Here is an 807-nt window from a genome sequence, read left to right as displayed (position 1 = left end):
CACTGGCTGATGTACGCAAATTCGGTGAAGAGTGTCAAAGACGCTGGGGCATCACTCCGCTACAAATTTTCCTGCACAAAGACGAAGGGCATTGGCTGAACGGTCAGCCGAAAGCGGAAGACAAAGAGAGCTTCCAAGTCGGTAACAGATGGTTCAAACCAAATTATCATGCTCATGTCGTATTCGACTGGATGAACCATGAAACCGGAAAGAGCCGAAAGCTCAATGACGAAGATATGGCAACCATGCAGACCTTGGCTTCCGATATTCTCCTAATGGAACGTGGGCAGTCAAAGGCTGTCACAGGTAAGGAGCATTTGGAGCGAAACGACTTTATCATTGAGAAACAGAAAGCCGAACTGCAACGTATAGAGGAAACCAAGCGACACAAGGAGCAACAGGTAAGCCTTGCCGAGCAGGAACTCAAACAGGTAAAAGCAGAGATACGCACGGACAAACTAAAGAAAACAGCCACCAATGCTGCTACCGCCATAGCAAGCGGTGTAGGTTCTCTTTTCGGAAGCGGTAAGCTGAAAGAACTGGAACATCACATCGAGCAGCTACATCAGGAAATTACCAAACGGGACAAAGCTACTGATGAATTAAAAATTCAGATACAACAAATACAGGAACAGCATAGCAGACAAATTCGTAATCTTCAAAGAATACATAATCAAGAACTTGAAGCCAAAGACAAGGAAATATCACGATTGAGCACCTTGCTTGAAAAAGCCCACAAATGGTTTCCCATGTTCAAAGAGATGTTGAGAATGGAAAAATTATGCGCTGTTATCGGGTTTACCAAAG

Annotated in this window: 1 pseudogene; it reads left to right on the top strand. The window is 44.6% G+C overall.

What is annotated here, in order from left to right:
- Window positions 1–807: pseudogene (locus QVP90_RS03285) on the top strand (mobilization protein); the annotation flags it as partial.

Origin of the sequence: Bacteroides sp. CAG:189 (assembly GCF_000432295.1) — a bacterium.
In the GTDB taxonomy this organism is placed as follows: domain Bacteria; phylum Bacteroidota; class Bacteroidia; order Bacteroidales; family Bacteroidaceae; genus Bacteroides; species Bacteroides salyersiae.
Note: the sequence above shows the minus strand (reverse complement) of the source record. Positions and strands in the feature narration are given on the sequence as shown.